This window comes from Idiomarina sp. D18 (assembly GCF_057748155.1).
The window spans coordinates 118,121-136,933 of sequence record NZ_CM173240.1 but is presented as its reverse complement, the minus strand read 5'-3'; the positions used below and the strand labels follow the sequence as shown (position 1 = coordinate 136,933).

General features: G+C 47.2%; 14 protein-coding genes. 8 read left to right on the top strand and 6 right to left on the bottom strand.

Annotated features, from left to right (window positions below; all coding sequences use genetic code 11):
- Window position 1: 1 nt before the first annotated feature.
- Window positions 2-3,337, top strand: coding sequence for a PAS domain-containing hybrid sensor histidine kinase/response regulator (locus AC3AP5_RS00590; protein ID WP_487326892.1), 3,336 nt, complete (start codon window positions 2-4; stop codon window positions 3,335-3,337).
- On the opposite strand, the gene AC3AP5_RS00585 is transcribed toward AC3AP5_RS00590, so the two are convergent.
- Window positions 3,311-3,955 (bottom strand): response regulator, encoded by a 645-nt coding sequence (locus AC3AP5_RS00585; protein ID WP_006956378.1) that lies wholly within the window; start codon window positions 3,953-3,955, stop codon window positions 3,311-3,313. The genes AC3AP5_RS00590 and AC3AP5_RS00585 overlap by 27 nt on opposite strands.
- A 109-nt stretch (window positions 3,956-4,064) precedes the next feature.
- Window positions 4,065-6,281 (bottom strand): TonB-dependent receptor, encoded by a 2,217-nt coding sequence (locus AC3AP5_RS00580; protein WP_006956379.1) that lies wholly within the window; start codon window positions 6,279-6,281, stop codon window positions 4,065-4,067.
- A 209-nt stretch (window positions 6,282-6,490) separates the two neighbouring features.
- On the opposite strand from AC3AP5_RS00580, the gene AC3AP5_RS00575 reads away from it, so the two are divergent.
- The 3 genes from AC3AP5_RS00575 to AC3AP5_RS00565 are packed head-to-tail and all read left to right on the top strand — an operon-like array spanning window position 6,491 to window position 10,630.
- Entirely contained in the window at window positions 6,491-7,786 is a 1,296-nt protein-coding gene (locus AC3AP5_RS00575; RefSeq protein ID WP_006956381.1) for a GntP family permease, read from the top strand.
- Between the two features lie 16 nt (window positions 7,787-7,802).
- Window positions 7,803-9,446 (top strand): long-chain fatty acid--CoA ligase, encoded by a 1,644-nt coding sequence (locus AC3AP5_RS00570; RefSeq protein ID WP_487326891.1) that lies wholly within the window; start codon window positions 7,803-7,805, stop codon window positions 9,444-9,446.
- A complete protein-coding gene (locus tag AC3AP5_RS00565) occupies window positions 9,443-10,630 on the top strand; it encodes an E22 family MetX-like putative esterase (protein ID WP_006956384.1) in 1,188 nt (395 codons plus the stop codon). The genes AC3AP5_RS00570 and AC3AP5_RS00565 overlap by 4 nt, the downstream gene beginning before the upstream one ends.
- Window positions 10,631-10,633: 3 nt before the next feature.
- On the opposite strand, the gene AC3AP5_RS00560 is transcribed toward AC3AP5_RS00565, so the two are convergent.
- Together AC3AP5_RS00560 and AC3AP5_RS00555 are read right to left on the bottom strand one after the other, a co-directional pair.
- A complete protein-coding gene (locus AC3AP5_RS00560) occupies window positions 10,634-12,385 on the bottom strand; it encodes a TIGR03545 family protein (protein WP_487326890.1) in 1,752 nt (583 codons plus the stop codon).
- Window position 12,386: 1 nt separating this feature from the next.
- Window positions 12,387-12,893, bottom strand: a complete 507-nt coding sequence (locus tag AC3AP5_RS00555) for a TIGR03546 family protein (protein WP_006956386.1) — start codon at window positions 12,891-12,893, stop codon at window positions 12,387-12,389.
- A 111-nt stretch (window positions 12,894-13,004) separates the two neighbouring features.
- On the opposite strand from AC3AP5_RS00555, the gene AC3AP5_RS00550 reads away from it, so the two are divergent.
- Window positions 13,005-14,462 carry a RimK family ATP-grasp domain-containing protein gene (locus AC3AP5_RS00550; protein WP_487326889.1) on the top strand — a complete coding sequence of 486 codons (1,458 nt, stop codon included), beginning with the start codon at window positions 13,005-13,007 and terminating at the stop codon, window positions 14,460-14,462.
- Window positions 14,452-14,928: a GNAT family N-acetyltransferase gene (locus tag AC3AP5_RS00545; RefSeq protein WP_006956388.1), complete on the top strand. Its 477-nt coding sequence runs from the start codon at window positions 14,452-14,454 to the stop codon at window positions 14,926-14,928. The genes AC3AP5_RS00550 and AC3AP5_RS00545 overlap by 11 nt, the downstream gene beginning before the upstream one ends.
- Here AC3AP5_RS00545 and glpQ read toward each other — a convergent pair.
- Together glpQ and AC3AP5_RS00535 are read right to left on the bottom strand one after the other, a co-directional pair.
- The gene (gene glpQ, locus AC3AP5_RS00540) at window positions 14,903-15,931 is read right to left on the bottom strand and encodes a glycerophosphodiester phosphodiesterase (protein ID WP_487326888.1); all 1,029 of its coding nucleotides are present in this window, start codon (window positions 15,929-15,931) and stop codon (window positions 14,903-14,905) included. The two genes, AC3AP5_RS00545 and glpQ, sit on opposite strands and share 26 nt — an antisense overlap.
- Window positions 15,928-16,986: a cysteine synthase A gene (locus tag AC3AP5_RS00535; RefSeq protein ID WP_272977974.1), complete on the bottom strand. Its 1,059-nt coding sequence runs from the start codon at window positions 16,984-16,986 to the stop codon at window positions 15,928-15,930. Before AC3AP5_RS00535 ends, glpQ begins: the two co-directional genes overlap by 4 nt.
- A 232-nt stretch (window positions 16,987-17,218) precedes the next feature.
- Between AC3AP5_RS00535 and AC3AP5_RS00530 the strand changes: the two genes are divergently transcribed.
- Window positions 17,219-17,557: a P-II family nitrogen regulator gene (locus AC3AP5_RS00530; RefSeq protein ID WP_006956391.1), complete on the top strand. Its 339-nt coding sequence runs from the start codon at window positions 17,219-17,221 to the stop codon at window positions 17,555-17,557.
- A gap of 16 nt (window positions 17,558-17,573) precedes the next feature.
- Entirely contained in the window at window positions 17,574-18,752 is a 1,179-nt protein-coding gene (locus tag AC3AP5_RS00525; protein ID WP_006956392.1) for an ammonium transporter family protein, read from the top strand.
- Window positions 18,753-18,813: the final 61 nt, after the last annotated feature.

Sequence of the window (18,813 nt, the reverse complement as noted above, 5' to 3'; positions counted from 1 at the left end):
CATGTTATCTATCGGTTGGATCATCACCGTTGCCGTCGCTTATTTGTGCTTATTGTTCTTTATCGCCTATCGCGGTGATAACCTCAGTAGAAAGCGCGTAAAACCTTATCGTTATGCGCTAGCTCAAGGCGTTCATTGCACTTCTTGGGCGTTTTTTGGCACCGTCACGCAGTCTGCTATTTATGGTTGGTCGTTTGCCCCGACCTACGTCGGAGCTATTTTAGTTTTCCTGATTTTTCACCGTCTTCAGTTGCGTTTACTCAGCTATTGCAAGCAACAGAATATTACGTCAATTGCTGACTTAGTCGGAAGTCACTTTGGGCGCTCCTCAATACTCTCGGGGTTTATTGCAATCACTGCGCTTGTCGCCGTTGTACCCTATATCTCACTACAACTGCGGGCTGTAACAGCGAGTGTAACGACCCTGACAGGAGTCGCAACAGGTTCAAATACGTTTTTTGACTTAGCCTTGTTGGTCACACTTGCCATGGTGAGCTTTGCATTTTTATTTGGTACGCGTCGGCTGTCTTTAGCCGAGCAACATAATGGCTTGATGGACGTTGTCGCCTTTGAATCTATCGTAAAGTTGGTTGCTTTTATGATAGTCGGCGTTTTTGCTTGTTGGTCACTATTTGATGGCATGCTCGATCTTGCTCAGCAAAGTTTGGCAATACCTTCCGTCACTTCCATTTTAGAAGGGCGCCCAGATGGCGTCTATATTTTCATTGTGCACGCGTGTCTGGGGGCGTTATCGATGTTTTGCCTCCCACGTCAATTCCACGTCGGCTATATTGAGTGCAACCACCCTGATGAACTAAAAGCGGCCCGGTGGGCCTTTCCCCTTTACTTATTTGCTATCAACTTTTTTATTTTACCCATCGCACTCGCCGGCTTAGTCCTCGCCCCTGAATACGCACATACCGATATGTTTATGTTAGCGCTTCCCATTATCGCCGATCGCCCGGATATCAGTATTGTCGCGTTTATTGGCGGTTTGTCAGCGTCAACAAGCATGGTACTCATTGCGCTATTAGCGCTTAGCATCATGATGTCAAATGATGTCGTCATTCCAAGTTGGCTGCATTTATTTAAGCATCCGCGGCGAAAACTGTCGCCCCGCTTAGTACTCAACATCCGACGCGTTACCATTATTTTGGTCATGTTATTAGCTTATGGCTATTATCAGCTCACTTTGGATTCATTGCCGCTGGTTAACTCGGGGTTGATTGCATTAGCGCTACTTGCCCAATTGGCGCCCGGTATTCTTGCAACGGTACTGTGGCCAAGAGCCAGCGGTTTGGGCGTCGGTGCTGGGATACTCATGGGATGGAGCATTTGGATTTGGCAGTTGTTGCTACCGGCGTTAAACACCACGCAACCCATGCTCGACACCGAGCTTGCCGATGGCGTGGTCTTGAGTTTAACGTTAAACTTCTCTGTGTTCTGGCTTATTTCTATGCTTCGGCCACAAATGCCTCAAACCGCCGTCCCCGCGATCAGAGATTCCATCGAGTCGAGTCGTCTAACTTGGGCTAAACTTTATACCGTTCTATCTACTTTTTATACAGACGCACAATTACGCATTATCCAACGTCGACTCGATATCGATCTCTTCTCACAGGATAACCACGCAATCGTGCCTGCGGATGTCATGGTGCGTGTCGAACGCGAACTGTCAGCCGTTATCGGTACCTCTGCAAGCCGATTATTACTGGAGTCTGTATCCGAACAGGGTTCGCTATCTGTTGATCGGATGGTCGATTGGGCCGCCGAAGCATCAAAACTCTATCGATTCAATCGGGAGTTATTACAAGCATCCGTGGAAAATATTCCTCAAGGCATCAGTGTCATCGATCAAAAGCTTCGCTTAGTCGCATGGAATCAGCGCTATGCAGAGATTTTTGCTTATCCAGATGGGATATTAGAAACCGGTATTCCCGTCGAGAAACTTCTGCGCTTTAACGCCCAACGCGGTATGCTGAGTTCTCAGGAGAGTGATGTCGAAAGAGAAATTCAAAAACGGCTTGATTACTTACGCTCAGGCAGTGCTTATTCATACCAGCGCCAGCAAGGTGAGCGAATCATTGAACTGCATGGCAACCCAATGCCAGGTGGCGGTTTTGTAACCACCTACAGCGACATTACTGAAAAGGTGGTTGCTCAAGATCAATTACGACAGATTAATGAAGAGCTTGAACAGCGCGTCGCAGAGCGTACTGAGCAGTTATTACTTGCGAAGCAGGCAGAAGAATATGCGCATCGGAGTAAATCGCGATTCTTTGCCGCAGTAAGCCACGACCTGATGCAACCGTTCAATGCCGCCAGTTTGTTTACCGATATACTCGTGACTAAATCAACCGACGCGCAACGTCCAATTACCAACCATCTAAAGCAGTCGTTAGAGCAAGCAGAGGAGCTACTTACGATGCTGCTCGACATGACAAAACTCGATAGTGGACACCTTACACCCGAATATCAAACGTTTGAACTCAACTCGGTCTTGCGTCCGTTAGTAGAGCGCTATCGGTTTATGGCGCAAGAGAAGCACTTAGCGTTTCACTATCTCGACAGTCGGGTAAGAATTCGCAGCGATCGCCGATTACTGACACGAGTGTTTCAGAACTTGTTATCCAATGCGCTTCGTTATACACACAGTGGGCGGGTTAGCGTGGGCTGCAAGCGTAGAGGTGAACAAATCACCGTTTGGATTATTGATACAGGTCCTGGTATACCAGAACATAAACAACGAGAAATTTTTCAAGAGTTTCATCAACTACAAAGTGAGACAGACAACCCCGGGCTAGGACTTGGCTTATCGATCGTTGAACGCATTTGTCGCCTCATGAACTTACCTCTCACATTACGCTCTGTGGTTGGCAAAGGTACAGGCTTTGGAGTTACTTTTACCGCACTCCCAGTTGCAAACGCGCCCTCAACTCTTAACCTCGGAGATGAGGTTGATACCCAGGAGCTATTACTGAACGAATTCCGCGTTTTAGTCATCGATAATGACCCGCAAGTGCTCTTTGCAACCAGCGCTCTTTTAAAAGGATGGGGTGCTCAGGTGGTTACTGCCGAGGATATCAGCGATATTCATTCTCTCGCACCCTGTGATTTAATTTTCGCTGATTACCATTTAAACCATGGTCAAACAGGGGTCAATGCCATACAACAGTTGCGGACACACTGGCGAAGCGATACGCCTGCTATCATCAACTCAGCTGATCCAACCGAATCGGTGCGTCAGGCCGCGATGGCCGTTGAAGCATACTTTATTCCAAAGCCACTTAAAGTCGGCGCACTAAAACGCTTACTCAAGCGTATCCGAGGCGGATAACATCTGCCGGAAAAGAATCCCTGCTTGAGTACGGTTTACGCAATGGAGTTTTCTTAAAATCGCTGAAACATGTTGCTTGATAGTGGTTTCCTGTACACCTAAATCAAACGCAATTTGCTTGTTCAAGCGACCATCTGCAATCGCTTTAAGCACTTTTAGCTGTTGCGGCGTTAAGCTTTCGAGACTGCGTGCAAAGTTCACCACCTCTTGGTCCGTCTCGGTCAAGTCAACGAGTCCTTCGGGTAGCCAGTTATCTCCTGCTAATACCGTTTCCACCGCGGCCGCCCACTCGGGTAAGGGCACCGATTTAGGAATATAAGCACTCGCCCCCAATGCCATTGCCTGTCTTATAATATGGGCGTTTTCATTCGCAGAGACAATAACAACTAAGACATCGGGAAATTGGCTTCGTAATAACGTTAAACTTGTCAGCCCTTCATTGCCGGGCATCGACAAATCCAAGAACACCAATTCTAATTGCGGGTTTTGTTTGAGTAATGACTCTAACTGAGTGAAGCTAGAAGCCTCGAGAACTTCGGATTCAAGCGTTTCGCCAAGCGCTTGTTTAATTGCGGCGCGAAAGATCGGGTGATCATCTGCAATGATGGCGCGTGCCATGGACCTAAATACCGTGTTAAGCATTTGTTGATGCCACCATGCTAACCAGTTTTAAGGAAATATGCCAGCGCGAGCATTGCTCACGCTGGCACGGTTGCTTTATCGAATATTAAAAACGGTAACCAACCGAGAGTGACACGGTACGCGGATCGCCGTAGTAACCCGTAACAATGTTCTCACCAAACGTGGAACCGAAATTATAGCCTGCTAGACGATACTCTTTATCGAACACATTTTTAGCATGTAAGCCGACATTCCATTGTCCACTGGTTGAATACCAGACTAGACTTGTGTTTGCCAAGCTATAGGCTTCTTCATCCAACGGTGATGGCACTTCAAAAATCTGTGTATCGTCGCGATATGACACCGACGTCGACCAAATTAATGAGCCACTATCGAGAATAAACTCTTTGGTGAACCCAAGGTTCGCAGTTAACTTAGGTGTATTGGCAAACGACCACGTGTTTGATACGTCCTCGACTTGCTGAGTCTGTGGATTAAAAAATGCCACTTCATCGAACTCTGCATCAATATAGCCAAGTGAACCGGTAAAGTTTAAGGTCTCAGTGGCCGCAAATGTACCTTCTAGCTCAAATCCTTGAACAGTTGAGTCAGCCGCGTTCAGCACTTGTGACGCCACGCCCCCTGTTTCAACAGCGCGTTGAACGGTTACTTGCATGTCCTGATAGTCTGAATAGAACACCGCACCGTTTAAGCGTAACCGGCTGTCCAACCATTCACTCTTAACACCTACTTCAAAAGTGTCCACAATTTCAGGATCGTAAGGGTTCGCCGCATCTGGGTTGAGACTCACGTCGGCACGCATATCAACACCACCCGACTTAAAGCCATTACTGTAGCTCGCATACCACATTAACTCAGGCGTCATTTGGTAGCTCACGCTGGCGTGCGGAGAGAACTTACTCCAGTCTTCTTTAGTATTGAAGTCAGAGTTAACCACAATAGGATCAGCCGAGTAGTCGCCTCTATCTAAGAACTTAACGCCGGCATAAGTGTAGCGATATACGTCAGCATCCTTTTCGTCTCGCGTATAGCGACCGCCCACGGTAACAGACCATTGCTCATCCAGCTGATAGCTCGCTTGTCCAAACACCGCTTCGCTGGTGGTATCGACACAGCCACCGTTATCGATTGTCAAATCCAGTAGACCCAGCACGGTACCAAACACACCACAGGCCGTGCCGTCATATAGATATAGCCCACCAATGAAATCTAGACGACCGTCAGAATAAGTTAACTGAAACTCTTGAGTGGTTTGGTCATCATCGTAATAAGCTGGGACCAATAATACGGGGTTAACCGTTGAGTCAAAGTCAATATTAGTGTCAGTGCTTCCTTCACGATAAGCAGTGATTGATTTAAATCCCCACTGCGCGTTGACATCCCAATCGACAGTCAGCGAGTACCCTTCGGTTTCAACCGAATTATCAATGGGCATTGCAGTATATGAATCAAAGACATCATCAAGATAGGGTTCATCGCTCAGTAAAGAAGGCATCAAACGATGACCCCCGCGCGCGTTTGAGTCATCTTGAGTCCAATCAGCGGCAAACTTTACGTCAACGTTTTTCGCGGCAAGCCAACGTGCATTAAAACGTCCAGTCATTAGCTCTTTGTTGTAGTTATCAGCGCCAAGATTTACAAATTCGCCATAACCATCGCGATTGAGCGTAGCAAACGCGCCGCCCACGTAAAAGTTATTGCTAAGCGCTGTCTGGCCAGATACTTTCAAATCCGTCTGATTATAGGTGCCTATCGTCCCTTTTATCTCAAACTCATCGTAACCGGTTAAGTCACGCGTCACGTATTTCATTGCCCCGCCAATGGTGTTTTTACCATACAAGGTTCCCTGAGGACCGCGTAATACCTCAACACGCTGCACATCAAGCACTTCGAGTACAGCACCTTGCGGACGAGCAACATAGACGTCATCAATGTAGATACCGACGCCGGGTTCAAAGCCCCACAATGGGTCTTGTTGTCCAATCCCACGGATATAAGCTGTCAGCGTTGAGTTGGTTCCGCGACTGACCTGAAAGGTCGTATTGGGCATCTTGTACTGTAATTCAGTGATATCTTCGATGCCGTCTCGCTCGAGTTCTTGCTCACCAAATGCGCTGACAGCGACGGGCACTTCTTGCAAACTTTCGTTAGTCCGACGAGCAGTGACTTCAATACGCTCAAGTTTATCGGATGCTTGTTGTTCCTCTTGTTTGGCGTTGTCCTGCGCCCACACCGATGCGCTGCTGAGCGCACCTGTCATCGCTAGTGTTAACAGCGAAAGTTTAAATCCTTTGTTGTTCATGGTGTTTCCCCTGACATTTATTGTCATTGTTATTGCAATTATTGGCCGTGCATCACGCACCAGAATCATGGCTGTTAAATAACCTAGCGCAAAATGTTAAAAAAGTGATCTGTACCATAGTACTATGGGTTAACTCCATGCGTTCACGCACAATAGAGCCATGCAACGACCAGAACATGGCCCGTTATTAACTCGTTGCGAGGTATTTCATGTTAAGTATGATTGGATTAGTGGGCGGTTTACTGCTGCTCATTGTACTCACATTAAGAGGAATGAACCTCTTTATCAGTGCGCCGCTGTGTGCGGTTGTCGTCGCTTTGTGCAGCGGAATCCCGTTATTCACTGGCGATGTCAATTTTGTCGCCGCCTATATGGATGGATTCGCCGGCTTTGTCGCAGCCTGGTTCTTTATGTTCCTACTCGGCTCCATGTTCGGTAAATTCATGGAAGATACCGGCGCGGCAGACAGTGTGGCTAAATGGATTATCGACCGACTAGGTAAAAAACAAGCCGTATTAGCCGTCGTATTAGCTTGCGCTATTTTGACCTACGGTGGTGTGAGCGTATTCGTGGTCGCTTTCTCAGTCTATCCTATGGCACTCAGTCTATTTAAAGACGCTAACTTGCCACGTCGCTTTATTCCTGCTGCACTTTCGTTTGGTTCAGTTACCTTCACCATGACCTCGGCGGGTTCACCCGAAATTCAAAACTGGATTCCGATTAAATATTTAGGTACCTCACCTTACGCGGCTTGGGAAGTCAGTTTAATCGTCGCTGTTTTTATGGCGGTATTCGGTTATTGGTGGCTAACCAAGATTATCAATCGCGCCGTCGCGCGTGGCGAACATTTTGAAGCACAAGAGCACGATCCGGTATTACTTAAGCGCGATTTACCCAATCCTTTGGCAAGTTTAATCCCGCTACTGGTCGTATTGGGACTCTCGTTTTCATTTCACGAGCAACTCGCTCAAAACGCGCTTATTGTCGCGCTACTCGGTGGCGTAATTGCTATTGCGATTATCAACTACAACTACTTCCACAAGCCTCAGTTGGCGATTTCAGACGCGACAACGGGGGCGCTTGTCGCTATCGGCAATACAGCAGCTGTAGTTGGGTTTGGTAGTATCGCCAAAATCACGCCCGCATTTGATACCGCCGTTAATGCCATGACTAATTTACCGGGTAACGAACTGGTCGGTGCTGCCGTTGCTGTCAGTGTGATCGCAGGCTTAACAGGTTCTGCCTCGGGTGGACAAGCCATTGCCCTACCCGAAGTCGGTCCCCACTACATGGATGCAGGCGTTAACCCAGAACAGCTACACCGTATTGTTTCAATATCATCAGGCGCACTCGACTCATTGCCACACAACGGTTATGTGGTCACAACTATTCGCGCTATCTGTAAGCAGAGTCACAAAGATGCATACCCGGCAGTGGCGGCTGTCACCGTCGCCGTACCGCTGATCGGACTCAGCTTAGCTATCGCACTCTTCATGCTGTTTTAATTAAGAGGCTAAAACGATGTTAACTACAGAACTTTCTGGCAATATGATGCAGCGACCGCTACAAATTATTGATATTTTGCGCTACGCAGCAACCCGTTACCCACATCAAGAAATCGTCACACGTCGTCTCGAAGGCGACCGTCATCGCTATGATTATCAAGCGTGTTATCAACGCACGTGCCAATTGGCACATGGACTCAACCAATTAGGTATTCAGCCAGGGGAACGCGTCGCTAGCCTCGCATGGAATACCTATCGTCATATGGAGTTATACTACGCGGTCAGTGGTATCGGCGCGGTAATGCACACGGTCAACCCGCGCTTATTCGAGGAACAAATCGCTTGGATCTTAAACCATGCCGAGAGCACCTGGATCTTTGTTGATATATCCTTCTTAGCGATACTTGAACAAATAGCGCCAGAACTCAAGCATGTAAAAGGGGTTATCGTGATGGTCGATGAAGACCAAATGCCCGAGCCTAAGCTCAATAACCTTTATAATTATGAAACCCTGCTTGCCTCTAATGCGCCAGCGTATGAATGGCCAGATATAGATGAGCAGAGTGCAGCTCTGCTGTGTTATACATCAGGTACCACGGGGCATCCGAAAGGCGTACTCGCTTCCCATCGCGCCATGGTGCTACATGCGCAAGCAACAATGGGGAAGGATATGCTTGCACTTGATGAAGACACTGTCCTAATGCCGATGGTGACCATGTATCACGTCGCTGCATGGGGTGCGCCTTACGCGGCCCCCCTTGCGGGAAGTAAATTAGTGTTCAGTGGCGACGGCACATCAGGCGAGATAATGAGCGAACTTATTAGGCAAGAACAAGTCAGCGTTGGCTTGGGCGTGCCGACTATTTGGCTCACTCTGCACAATCATTTATCAGAATCAAAGCAGTCGATACCCACCTTAAAGCGTGTTTGTGTCGGCGGCGCGGCCTCTCCGCTGGGGCTCGTTAAAACCTACGATCAAGTTTATAACGTTTACTGGCAGCCGATTTGGGGCATGACAGAGACAGGACCATTGGTGTACTCAGCCCCGCCTACTCGCGACATATTGACGCGTACCAAGGAAGAACAATATCGGATTCAGACCACTGCGGGTCGTCCGGTATTTGGTTCTGAAGCGCGTATCGTCGATTTAGATAACAACCCTCTCCCCCATGATGGTGAATCACGCGGCGAGTTGCAGGTACGAGGCCATTGGATTGCCAGTCAGTACTTTCGCAACGATGATCTGACAAGCTTCCCAGACGGTTGGTTAGCGACAGGCGATATTGCCGTAATTGATCCAGAGGGCTTTATGAAAGTCGTTGACCGCAAGAAGGATGTCATTAAAAGCGGCGGTGAATGGATAAGCTCGCTTGATATCGAAAATATTGCCAGCCAACACCCCGCAGTGAATGAAGCCTGTGTTATTGGTGTTAAACACCCTAAGTGGGATGAACGCCCATTGCTACTTATCGTGCCTAATGTGGGTAAAACAATTGATGAAACAGAAATCAAAGACTTCTTGACCGGGAAAATCGCACGTTGGTGGATGCCTGACGCTATTTTGCTCGTCGAACAGTTACCGCACACCGGTACGGGTAAACTCCTCAAAACTGACCTTAGAACACAGTATCAAAATTTCTTACTGGAGAACGCATCATGAGTACACTAAAAACTGCCAAGCTGAGCCTCGTTGCGCTCTGTGGCTTGTTTATTTCAATCACGCAGGCGCAAGAACCGCTGCTCGTAGAGAAACAAAGCTTTCAAATGGACAACTACACCACGGTGGGAGGAGAAACCATCAAGGATGTCACTGTCGGGTGGGAGGCTTACGGTGAGCTTAATGAGGCTAAAGATAACGTAATTCTTATTACTCACTTCTTTTCTGGCAACAGTCATGCGGCGGGAAAATATACGCCTAATGATCCGCAAGCGGGCTACTGGGATGCCATTATTGGCCCTGGGAAGGCAATCGATACCAATAAATTCTACGTCGTAAGTGTCGATTCTTTAGTTAACGCTTACCCGAATCTACCGAGTGTCATTACCACCGGACCGGCCAGTATCAACCCTGATACAGGCAAGCCCTACGGTCTTGATTTTCCTGTGGTCACTATTCGCGATTTCGTCAACGTGCAAAAAGCATTGCTTGAGTCAAAAGGAATTAACAAACTCCACGCCGTAGTAGGTGCATCCATGGGCTCACTGCAGGCTATCGAATGGGCATCCGCCTATCCAAACTGGGTCGACCGGATGGTTTCGGTCATCGGCACCGCAAAAATGGATGCGTGGACCATTGCCGGGCTCGAAATGTGGTCACAAGCTATAAAGCTAGACCCGAACTGGCGTGGAGGTGATTATTACGACCATGACGCTCCTCTTGATGGCGTTACTATGGCGCAGGCGATGATTACGCATGGCGCTATGCACCCCGAGATCTTCAATCAAAGTGCCCCTCAGCAACCGACATTGCCTGCCGATGGACTTAAAACCGTGAACAATCAACTACCAGCGGCAAAGTGGCTATTCGACAGCAGTCGGGCACGTGCCCCCTTAGCTGATGCCAACCATATTCTCTATTTGGTAAGGGCTAACCAGCTTTTTATTGCAGGCCATAAAAAAACCTTAGAACAGGGGTTAGCTAATGTAACAGCGAAGTCGCTATTCTTGCCGTCGAGTAATGACTTATTGCTCATGCCTTACATGGCTGAGCATGCCAATGCGATGTTAAACGATCTGGGTAAACAGTCAGAGCTAGAATACATCGAGGGGCCATGGGGCCACCTCAATGGTCTTTTCTCGATTCAATCAAAAGCCGCTAAGTTAGCGCAGTTTTTGAACCAATAACGCTTAGGAGCCGCCGAAGAGGCGGCCCTTCAACTTATCTTTTAACGAGTCCTCAATTTTCGACTTAAGTAACTCCTCAAGTTGTTTATCTAAACTATCAGACTGTCCTTGCCAGTCACCGAGCTGATTCAGAAATGCCTCTTCACCGCCCATTTGCTCATTCACTTTTGCCATCAAGTCTTGCTTAATCGACTGCAATTTTTCTGAAGCCTCGCCGAATGCCGCTTGCGAGAGCATTTGTCCAAGCTGATCGTCTAAATCGGAATTCAGCGAAAGATTCGGGCTCACGATACTGCCGCCCACCTCAGTATTCACATCGAGACGATTAAGTTGACCCAAGGCGTTAACAATTGCCTTAGTAATTTTGCTCGTTCCTGATGCATCGACTTTTAAATCAAGCAATTTAACCAGTGCTGAACCGTCGAGTTCATTTCCTTTCACCCGCACTGAGCCGTCGCTATCTAGCACCGAAGAAATGAGTGATGCCGCTATCTCACTGTTATTAACTAGGCCGATATTACTCAACTGTGCACCTTTTAACTGCCACTGCTGTTTTGCGTCAATCCCACTTGGCAACAGCGCTAGCTCACCATTCAAGTTAAATGAGCGCCACAGTGATGCATTATCTGCACGGGCTTGGTAAGTCGTAGACTGACCCAATAAGTCATGCTGATAAGTAATATTTTCCCAGTTGACATCCACTTTTGTGCCTGCAATCAGAATCTCTGTGCGTGCCTTTTTGATTAATAATTCGGGCGCTGCATCCTGCTCGGCAAAACTGATGTTCTCGCCCATCCCACGAGCTTTTTCAATGGTTTGACTATCATCTGCCCGTGCAAGCATCGGTGCAATCTGCTCATAGGCGAGTAACACATAATGACTCCATTTCTTGGCTTCCTCACCGAGCAATAAGCCTGTCACATTTTGAATACCCGTCTCATTGAGCTGGAAGAACGATCGAATCCTATCGATATCATTACCCGGCGCCGCTTTCACTTCGCTGAGCTGAGTCTTCACCGTATCAATGCTTTGCTCGAGTTCTTCTTTAAATTGCGCAACCGCTTCTTTATCTTGTCGAATTTGTTGTTTCAACTCATCGAGTTGCTTTTTACGCTCGGCAATATCACCGAGTCCTTCAACCTTGCCCGATGTCAGTTGTTCTATTTGCTGTTTATATTGTTCAATTTTTTCCTTTTTAGGCAACTGATCGCGAGCTTGCTTAAATTCAGTCTCTTGTTGCTTAACCTTTTGCTTAGCCGTCGCGATCACGTCCTCAGTCTGCAAACCGACTTGCGCGACAATCTCATCGGTCGAAGGCAGTTTAGCCTTAACTGACGACCAACCATCCGAAGCCCAACTTTTGACCTGGTCTTTATTAATAGATACATAGACCTCACCGGGTGACTCACGTTTTTGTGCCAAACGCACGCCGGTTACGTCGAGCTGTTCCATTAATACACGACCAAGAATTAGCTCGCTCAGACTCACATCACCACTGATACGTTCAGCCTGCACACGGTTTAATTCTGGCTGGTTAGGGTCAGTAATTTGCACCCCCGTCAACGTCAACCGGACAGGTGACCACTGGTGAGACACCTCCGCAACATTCACTTCAGCACCGTTCAAGCGTCCGAGAGTTTGTTCAAACGTAAATTTCAAAATGGTGTCTAAAAATAGCCAAGACAATAAAACCAGAGTGCCTAACACAACAAAAAACGCGCCGAGCCCAGGCCATCTAATGATACTCTTACTCATATCAACCTCTTAAATCCGAATATACTTGCCACAGCCGGCTTCCCTTGAGAACGCGCACGATTTTTAGCTTATTAAACGTTGCCTGAATCCGTTTGCGGTAATTAATCACGATGTAGTAAGTCGTTCCCCAAACGATGGGACTGACGATGAGGCTGAAAATAAAGCTTCCCATCGTAATCGTGTGATAAAACAGCGAAACACGTCCAATGGCCGTCGCGTAAACAGCTTCATAAATTGCTTGCCAACTGTCGGCTCTGAGTATAGATTCGCCAAAACTGTGAAACATCGGATCGAGTAAATAGGCGAGCCCCGAAAACACAGCGAACGAGACCAAAAACAGTGATAAATTGACTCGGAAAATCAAGGCTGCAAGTAAGATAATTAAGTTATGAACACGCCACAGTGGCGTTAATCCTAGAAACATGCCCAGCACCACCGCAATGGCCAATGAGCGGGCACTAGTTTCTGAGTTTAGCGCTTTCAATATTCGCGCTAATAACGTAAGCATGGCGACATCCTTTTGAATTATTTTTAACTAATATAGTGTTTGATTCGTGCCTAAAGCAAATAAGCTGTTATGTTTTTATAAAAGCTTTTCATTAAAGAGATATACCCACTCATGCAACAACAAGTTCAATTAATTATCAATGATATAAGCGATTGGCAACCGTATTATCCGAGTCAATCATTGCTAACAGCCAATGAGTACCTGCAAACACCGGCTGCGGGCAAAAGTCACATTCTTAACTTATGTGACGATCTAAGTTATCTATCAACAGGCTACTATGTCAGCTTGCTGGCAGAAGCGCGTGGACAGCGCGTGTTGCCATCAGTTAACACCATCAATGATCTAAACAACTTTAATCATTATCAGCTGTTAGCAAATCCGGTCGATAAGGCAGCAAGCAAGTACCTTGCTAAGCAGACTGGCAGTACTATGCAGCTCGTCGTCTGCTTCGGACAAACGTTGGTGGAGCCGTTAAAGCACTTGGCGCGACAACTATTTGATCGGTATCCGTGCCCAATTATTAATATCAACTTCATCAAGGAAAATGATCGCTGGCTGATTCAGTCCTTAAGCGCTGGGCGGCTTGCTGACCTGAATGATGACGAGCAAACTTTATTTGGCGAGTCATTGGACTTATTTAATAAACGCGTTTGGCGTAAAGCTCGCGCTAAAAAAGAATATCGCTATGATTTGGCAATTCTTTATAACCCTGATGAAGCTATCCCGACGAGCGATAAAAAAGCACTCAACTTATTTATTAAAGCCGCCAAAGAATGTGACATTGAAGCGGAACTTATCACCGTGGATGACTACAACCGGTTGCTTGAATTTGATGCGCTGTTTATTCGCGAGACAACTAAGATCAGCCATTACACGTATCACTTTGCAAAAAAAGCTGAAGCAAACGGTATGGTCGTCATCGACCACCCCGATTCGATCGTGAAATGCGCCAATAAAGTATTTCTAAAGGAACTGCTTGATAAGCATCATGTCGCGACACCTAAGACCGAGTTGCTATTGTTGCAGTCTGATATCGACTATAAAGAACTGGGCGAACAACTCGGTTATCCGGTAGTATTAAAAATTCCGGATGGCTCGTTTTCTATCGGCGTAGAAAAGGTCGAAGATGAGGCTGAGTTTAAGGCGGCGGCTGAACGCTTATTTGAGCAGTCGACTATTCTATTAGCTCAAGAATTTTTAAAAACCGAGTACGACTGGCGCATTGGTGTACTCAATAACCGCCCGATATACGCATGCCAGTACTTTATGGCACGCAATCACTGGCAAATCTATAACCATAGTGAATCAAGCCGAGCTAAAAGTGGCTCTTTTGAAACCTATGGCGTTCATCAAGCACCCAAAGAGGTGGTTAAACTCGCATTGCAAGCAACCAAGCTGATTGGTGATGGGCTTTACGGCGTTGATGTGAAGATGACGCAAAAAGGCCCCGTGATCATTGAAATCAACGACAACCCATCTATCGAGTCCGGTGTTGAAGATAAGTTGCTTGGGTATGAATTGTACCGTTTAATTATGGCTGATTTTGGGCGCCGGTTAGATGAACACTAACTGCCGTATTACGATTCATCCGTGCCAGCGCAGTGATATCACTGCGCTTGTCGAGCTCGAGAATGAAGTTTTTGATTACTCTCGTATCAGCCGACGCAACTTTATACGTCTGCTGCAAAGTCCTGCTGCCTCCATCTTGCTTGCCAAAGACAGTGCAGAACAGCTGGCGGGTTATGCGGTCATTTTAACTCGACGCAATAGTCGCTATGCACGTATTTATTCCATTGCTGTCGCGCCCGCGTTTCGCGGCCGAGGCGTAGCTAAGCGGTTAGTTAACGAAGTGATTGAAGCACAACGTCAACAAGGTCGGCATGGATTATCATTAGAGGTAAAGTTGGATAACAAGCAAGCCATCCAACTTTACCAATCGTTGGGGTTCGAGACCGTTGATATACTGGTCGACTATTATGATGACGGTACGGATGGTTTAAAAATGCGGCTTACTTTTGATCCGGAAAGTCACTAAATACCCCTTGTACACCGGCTTCTTTTAACCAACCTCTTAATTGCTTGAGCGACTCAACGCCTTGAGGCAGTTGGTCAGAGCGCAATGTATAAACGTGCACTTTAAGCCCGACTTTTTCGGCATTCGTGAGCACATCAGTCCAGACAGGTTGGCCGTCTTTAACTTCCTTGAGTACGTGGCCTATCCACAGACCAACATGATCGACATAAGAAGTTAAGGACTCTAAGCCCGCATAAGTTCTCAGTGCATCGTAATCAATAGGCGTCTCGCCCCAAGCATTGTCTGCAATCAACTGTACCAACGGAAAATCACAATGAAATTCTCGTTTCACTCGTCTAAGCGTTTCGGGATCAAACGACTGAAGATAGATAGGTGTCGCTTGTTGCTGATCCGAATAACCGTTTTTGCTTAGCACATTCATCACCACTGCTAGCGGATCATAATCCTGATCGCGATACCAACGCGCGGCTTTTACCTCAATGTATACACCTGTGTTCTTATTTCTAACACGATTGAGTTCCTGAATCAGATTCAGTGACTCAGCTAAAGTTTGAATTTTGAAGTCGACCTGATTATTTTGAAACCGCTGAGGATAACGCGCAGCCCCATCACTGTTTCGGCGTGGCGTGAGGCTTAGCTGCTTTAAGTGATTAAGTGTGAAGTCGACCACATAATAACTGCCATCGGGGCGATGCCGCTCCGGAAAAACTTCGGCGACATTCGTTACCGCATCAAGTTGGGCATCATGCAAGACGACAGCCTTACCGTCGCGGCTCAACTGCACATCTTGCTCTATATAGTCCGCGCCTAAGGCGTGAGCCATAACGGTTGCTGCCTGAGAATGCTCAGGTAGATAGCCTGACGCACCACGATGGGCAATATCGATGAACTCGGGGACAATGACGGGTTCGACAGTCAACTGTTCAGTCGAGTTATCCGCTTGTGCTGAGACCGATAAAGACCACGATAACGCCAGTCCAGCGACCATTGGCATCCATTTCATGAGTCATCTCCTGACCAATTGACCTCGATAAGACGATCACCTAAATGCTGATAGCGCTCGGTTAATTGTTCAATCGGCTCAGGTTCAATAGTTAAACCCTTTTGCTTGAGATAATCATCGTTGTAGAGTTTACTGGCTGAGCGCTCGCCCAGATCGCAAGCAAACGTCACAATGTTACGTCCTCGTTGACCATTCAACGCCGCTGCATAAGCAGCAGCCAGGTTAAGTGCTGAGCTACTCCCTAAGACGATTCCATCTTGCTCACGCACATACCGTGAGATACTAATGAGATCTTGATCGGGTAAGTTAACAGCATGGTCGATACGCGCTTCTTTAAAGTTATCCACCAAGCGCATGATGCCAATGCCTTCAGTCATTGAACTACCGTTCGAAACATACTCGCCGGTTCGCAAAAACTCAAAAATCCCAGAGCCGTCCGGATCAGCAAGCCAGACATCAATATTCGGGTTTTTCTCCTTGAAATAACGACTGTTACCACCGATGGTGCCGCCCGTACCCGCAACGGAAACAAAGGTATCAATGTTACCATTCAGTTGTTGCCAGATTTCTGGCCCAGTGTGCAAATAGTGGGCACGCGCATTACTGGTATTTTCAAACTGATTAGCCCACCAACAGTCATCACGCTCTTCCGCGATACGACGTGCCGTATGATAAAAATGATTAGGGTTTTTAAAGGGGACTGGATCAACCGTCTTAAGCTGGCCGCCGTGTAACGCAATCATGCGCTCTTTTTCTGGCGATTGATCATTGGGCATAACCGCAAGCATTTTAAGACCAAATGATTTGGCAACTAATGCCAGCCCAATACCGGTATTGCCTGCAGTCCCCTCGACCACTGTCATACCCGGCTTCAATTCACCACGTTCCATAGCGTCTTCTATCAGCTGCTTTGCAGCACGATCCTTAATTGAGCCGCCAGGGTTTTGAAACTCACACTTTAAATAAATATTACTGCCACTGCGCTCTGAAAGTGAGTGCACTCGTAACAAATCCGTCTGCCCTACTAAATCACTGGTGCGATTACCTACCAACATTTGTACAGTCCTCTACTTCGCTGTTGCATGATACAAGTATCCCTGTTGCGTAACTTCGGTTCAACTCAATTTGCTTTTGTTTAACTGCACCCTCGAAGTGCAACTGCACCATAACCATGCTTTCTTAACGAGCACTCTTCCCAAAGATATTCATAACTCTTTGTTTTAATTTGATTTAATTACTGGCACGAATCCTGTATTAACAATTTATCTACATTAACGGAGATCTGTTATGAAAATGATTACCGCTTTAATAAAGCCATTCAAATTAGACGATGTGCGACAAGCACTCGCGGATATCGGCTGTACCGGCATGACGATCGCGGAAGTACGAGGGTTTGGTCGTCAAAAAGGTCATACCGAACTCTATCGTGGTGCTGAATACCGTGTCGATTTTCTACCCAAAATTCGTCTAGAGCTTGCTGTCAGTGATGACCAACTAGAGCGGGCTGTTGAGGTTATCTCTGAAGCCGCCCACACCGGCAACATCGGCGATGGCAAGATTTTCGTGACGCATCTCGAACACTGTGTACGCATTCGTACCGGTGAAGTCGACCAAGAAGCCCTGTAGCTAGGAGGAATACGTGATGAATGCAGCTTCACTCGCAAGTACAGAGTACGCATTAAATACACTATATATTTTGTTGTCAGGCGCATTAGTCATGTGGATGGCAGCCGGCTTCGCAATGCTAGAAGCGGGTTTAGTGCGCAGCAAAAACACCACCGAGATACTCACTAAAAATATTGTCCTTTTTGCGCTCGCCTGTATCGCCTACCTGATAATTGGCTACACTCTCATGTATGGCGCTGGTGGTACCGACAACTTCGCCGACAATGCTGACTTTTTCTTTCAAAGTGTGTTTGTCGCTACAGCTATGTCGATTGTTTCTGGTGCAGTCGCTGAACGTATGAAATTACTGGCGTTCTTTATTTTTGCCGTCGTTCTGTCAGCCTTTATTTATCCTTTTCAAGGTAGCTGGAGCTGGGGAGGCGGATTTCTGGCTGAAGCAGGCTTTGTCGACTTTGCGGGCTCGGGTATTGTTCACATGGCAGGTGCATCAGCAGCGCTTGCGGGTGTTCTATTATTAGGCGCTCGACGAGGTAAATATAAGGACGGCAAGCCGACCGCTATTCCCGGCGCTAACATGCCGTTAGCGGCGTTAGGTACATTAATTCTCTGGTTTGGGTGGTTCGGTTTTAACGGTGGCTCACAGTTGGCCATCCATGACATAGAAAATGCAAATGCAGTGGCAAAAGTATTCGTGAACACCAATACCGCAGCAGCAGCTGGGGCAATAGGTGCACTGCTCATCACTGTTTTTATTTGGCGCAAAGCGGATCTGACAATGATTGTAAACGGGGTATTGGCCGGCTTAGTCGCGATTACTGCTCAACCCTTAACACCGGAGCCCTACACCGCCGCGATTATCGGCGCAAGCGCGGGTGTACTCGTCGTCATATCAATTATCTCACTCGACCGTCTTCGTATTGATGATCCAGTCGGCGCATTGTCCGTACATGGTGTGGTAGGTTTTTATGGCTTGATGCTTGTCCCTTTGACTGATGCGAGCGCAACTTGGTCGGTTCAACTGCTCGGCGCGGCGGCGATTTTTGGTTGGACATTTGTCGCTAGTCTGGTTATCTGGTATCTGTTAAAAGTCACAGTGGGTATTCGTGTGAGCGAGGAGCAGGAGTATCTGGGCGGTGATATCAGTGAATGCGGTGTCGAAGCCTATCCAGAGTTTACGGGCTCAACAAAGCGTTAGTGAATCAACGTTTGCCTGTGACCTACTCCATTGTTAAGTTAAGAAATACTTAATACGTAAG